Raw genomic sequence first — 3,664 nt, forward strand, 5'->3', positions numbered from 1 at the left:
ATCCCTCCTAACCTACTTTTGCAAAATAGTGGCCATTATATCATTGACAACACCATATGGATTCTTTTCACGACTTTCTACACTGGCTACTAGTTCATCAAATTTTCCATAGTTCTCTAGCTGCTTTCTTACATACCGGCCAACTTGTTCATCAAGCATTACCAAGAGCTCGCTTTTGGTGCGAGCTGTACGCCGCTCGACGAATTGACCGGATTGTCTCGATTGAGCAATCTGTTCTTCTATGGAGGCTAACAAATCGGTTATGCCATCTCCCCGATTTGCAATGACACGTTTAATTGGCGGACGCCAATCGGTCATTTTTTGATTTAGGTCTAACATCATTTCTAGTTCCGTATGTAGACGGTCTACACCATCATGGTCTGCTTTGTTAATGGCAAATACATCACCAATTTCTAATATACCTGCTTTAATGGCTTGAATGTCGTCACCTAAGCCAGGTACAAGTACGACTAAGGTTGTATCCGCGGTTTTGACTATGTCTACTTCCGATTGACCAACGCCTACGGTTTCCACTAGAATTACGTCTTTACCCGATGCATCTAGGATTTTCACAGCTTCGGCTGTCTTACGGGATAAACCGCCTAAACTGCCTCGCGTACCCATGCTGCGGATAAAAACGCCTTCATCCAATGTCAATTCATTCATACGTATCCGGTCACCTAAAATAGCCCCACCCGAAAATGGGCTTGTGGGATCAATCGCGATGATACCTACTGTTTTTCCCTGCCGACGATATTCTTTTGCCAATTTATCGGTCAAGGTGCTCTTGCCTGCTCCCGGTGGACCGGTAATGCCTATTATATGAGCATTACCGGTATGAGGATATAGTTGCTGCATAATGTTTACTGCATCATCATATTCGTTTTCCACCGCTGTTATCGCCCTTGACAAGGCTAAGCGAGAGCCTTTTAATAATTCTTCTGCAATGTTCATTGGTTACACCACCTCATGTTACTATACACTCCCAAGACAGGGGGCATAGTGCAACATACAGCTATTTACTTTACGTTTGCATTGATGTAATCAATGATGGTCGTAGTGGGTGTGCCTGGTGTAAATACTTCTGCGATACCAGCTGCTTTTAGCGTTGGGATATCGGCATCAGGAATAACGCCGCCGCCAATCATGAGTACATCGGTCATACCTTTTCCACGAATTAATTCAACAATACGTGGGAACAAGTGATTGTGAGCTCCTGATAATAAGCTAAGTGCAATTACGTTTACATCCTCTTGCAAAGCCGCTTCTGCTATTTGCTCTGGGGTTTGACGTAATCCTGTATAGATAACCTCAAATCCAGCGTCTCTGAGCGCACGAGCTACTACTTTCGCTCCGCGATCATGTCCATCTAAACCAGGTTTTGCTACTAATACTCTAACACGTTTTTCCATTGTTACCCCTCCTATCCTCTTACAGTGTTGCATGCGCTTGGTATTCACCAAAGACTTTACGCATTACGCCACAAATTTCGCCTAGTGTTGCATAGGTCTTAACTGCTTCTAAAATAATTGGCATTAGGTTTACGCTCTCATCCTTACATGCAGCTTCTAGTTTAGCCAAAGCAGCAGTTACGGCAGCGTTATCACGTTTGGCTCTTAGATCAGCCAATTTTTTCTTTTGCAATTCGCCTACAGAAGCATCAACTCGTAAGAGGCCTTCTATTGGTTTTTCTTCGATTTGGAATTTGTTGACACCAACGATTACGCGATCATTGTTTTCCACTTCTTTTTGCCATTTGTAAGCACTGTCTTGGATTTCTCTTTGGATATAACCTTCTTCAATGGCAACTACTGCACCACCGATATCATCAATTTTCTTAATATATTCCCAAGCAGCTGCTTCGATTTCATTGGTCATCGCTTCTACATAGTAAGAACCGGCCAATGGATCGACAACGTCAGCAAGTCCACTTTCGTAAGCAACGATTTGTTGGGTACGAAGTGCTACACGTACGGAATCTTCTGTTGGCAATGCCAACGCTTCATCTTTGGAGTTGGTGTGTAAGGATTGCGTTCCACCCATTACAGCTGCTGCTGTTTGCAGTGCAACACGAACGATGTTGTTTTCAGGTTGTTGTGCGGTTAGCATGGAACCTGCTGTTTGTGTATGTACGCGAAGCATCCAAGATTTTGGATTTTTTGCGCCAAAACGTTCTTTCATGACTTTTGCCCATACACGACGGGATGCACGGAATTTCGCTACTTCTTCTAATACGTTGTTGTGTGCGTTCCAGAAGAAGGATAAGCGACCAGCAAAGGCATCAACGTCAAGGCCTGCTTTAATCGCTGCTTCACAATACGCAATACCATCAGCAATGGTGAAAGCGATTTCTTGGGCAGCAGTGGAGCCGGCTTCACGGATATGGTAACCGGAAATGGAAATCGTGTTCCAGTTTGGTACATTCTTGGAGCAATATTCAAAGATGTTCGTGATTAAGCGCATCGAAGGTTTGGGAGGGAAAATGTAGGTACCACGTGCTGCATATTCTTTCAAAATATCATTTTGAATGGTACCGTTTAATTTGTCAGCTCCAATACCATTCTTTTCAGCTACGGCAATGTACATCGCAAGTAATACGGATGCAGGAGCATTAATTGTCATGGAGGTGGATACTTTGCCTAAATCGATTTGATCAAACAAAATTTCCATATCTGCCAAGGAGTCAATCGCTACCCCAACTTTACCGACTTCGCCTTCGGAGATGATATCATCCGAATCATAACCAATTTGGGTTGGTAAGTCGAAGGCGCAAGAAAGGCCTGTGCTGCCTGATTCTAACAGGTAACGATATCTTTTGTTGGATTCTTCTGCTGTGGAGAAACCGGCATACATACGCATGGTCCAGAAACGACCGCGATACATAGTAGGTTGTACACCACGAGTGAAAGGATAAGAACCTGGTAATCCTAGATCACGTTCATAATCTTGTCCCTCAAGGTCTAATGGAGTATAGAGTCTGTTATACTCCAGGTTTTTGCGTTCTGGGAATTTTGCACTTGCTTTTTCTACTTTGGCAGTATACTCCGCCACTTTTGCTTTCAAACTTTCTTTATCCATACTAAAAATCCTCCTTCACTTACTTTTTCATGCTACCAGTTTCTAAGAAACGGGTATGCCATGAAAGGGCTTCTGATAAAATATGTGGTGTATGGGCACATTTGGTAGCTGCCTCGGCTCTTTCCAAATAGTCCATAAGCATTGGCTTATAGTCAGGATGAGCACAATTTTCTATAATTACCCGCGCCCGTTCTCTTGGACTAAGTCCACGGACGTCGGCTACACCCAATTCTGTGACAAAGATATCCACGTCATGTTCGCTATGGTCTGCATGAGATACCATAGGCACAATGGAGGATATGGCGCCATTTTTGGCGGTGGAGGTACTAAAGAAGCAGGTCAAATAGGCATTACGAGCAAAGTCTCCTGAGCCGCCTATCCCATTCATCATTTTGCTTCCCATAATGTGTGTGGAATTTACATTCCCATATATGTCAAGTTCTATCGCAGTATTCATGGCAATAACACCAATGCGTCTAGCTACTTCAGGGCTATTGGCAATTTCTTGCGGACGCAGCATCATGATTTTGCGATAGGAATCAATATTTTTGTAGAATCTTTCAAGACCTGCAGGTGATGGTGAGAA

General features: G+C 43.5%; 4 protein-coding genes. All 4 read right to left on the minus strand.

Annotated elements, in window-relative coordinates; all coding sequences use genetic code 11:
- Window positions 1-12: 12 nt before the first annotated feature.
- Entirely contained in the window at window positions 13-954 is a 942-nt protein-coding gene (meaB, locus tag QSJ81_RS25590) for a methylmalonyl Co-A mutase-associated GTPase MeaB (RefSeq protein ID WP_285720118.1), read from the minus strand.
- 65 nt (window positions 955-1,019) lie between these two features.
- A complete protein-coding gene (locus QSJ81_RS25595; RefSeq protein ID WP_038671997.1) occupies window positions 1,020-1,412 on the minus strand; it encodes a cobalamin B12-binding domain-containing protein in 393 nt (130 codons plus the stop codon).
- Between the two features lie 19 nt (window positions 1,413-1,431).
- Window positions 1,432-3,078: an acyl-CoA mutase large subunit family protein gene (locus tag QSJ81_RS25600; protein ID WP_285720119.1), complete on the minus strand. Its 1,647-nt coding sequence runs from the start codon at window positions 3,076-3,078 to the stop codon at window positions 1,432-1,434.
- A gap of 19 nt (window positions 3,079-3,097) precedes the next feature.
- On the minus strand, window positions 3,098-3,664 hold a 567-nt coding region (locus QSJ81_RS25605; RefSeq protein WP_285720120.1), incomplete at its 5' end, for an acetyl-CoA hydrolase/transferase C-terminal domain-containing protein.

Origin of the sequence: Pelosinus sp. IPA-1 (assembly GCF_030269905.1) — a bacterium.
Classification (GTDB): Bacteria; Bacillota; Negativicutes; order DSM-13327; family DSM-13327; genus Pelosinus.

What these genes read in the sequence shown, in the direction of transcription:
- meaB (WP_285720118.1), bottom strand. Translation starts at nt 954, where the DNA reads ATGAACATTGCAGAAGAATTATTAAAAGGCTCTCGCTTAGCCTTGTCA.
- QSJ81_RS25595 (WP_038671997.1), bottom strand. Translation starts at nt 1,412, where the DNA reads ATGGAAAAACGTGTTAGAGTATTAGTAGCAAAACCTGGTTTAGATGGA.
- QSJ81_RS25600 (WP_285720119.1), bottom strand. Translation starts at nt 3,078, where the DNA reads ATGGATAAAGAAAGTTTGAAAGCAAAAGTGGCGGAGTATACTGCCAAA.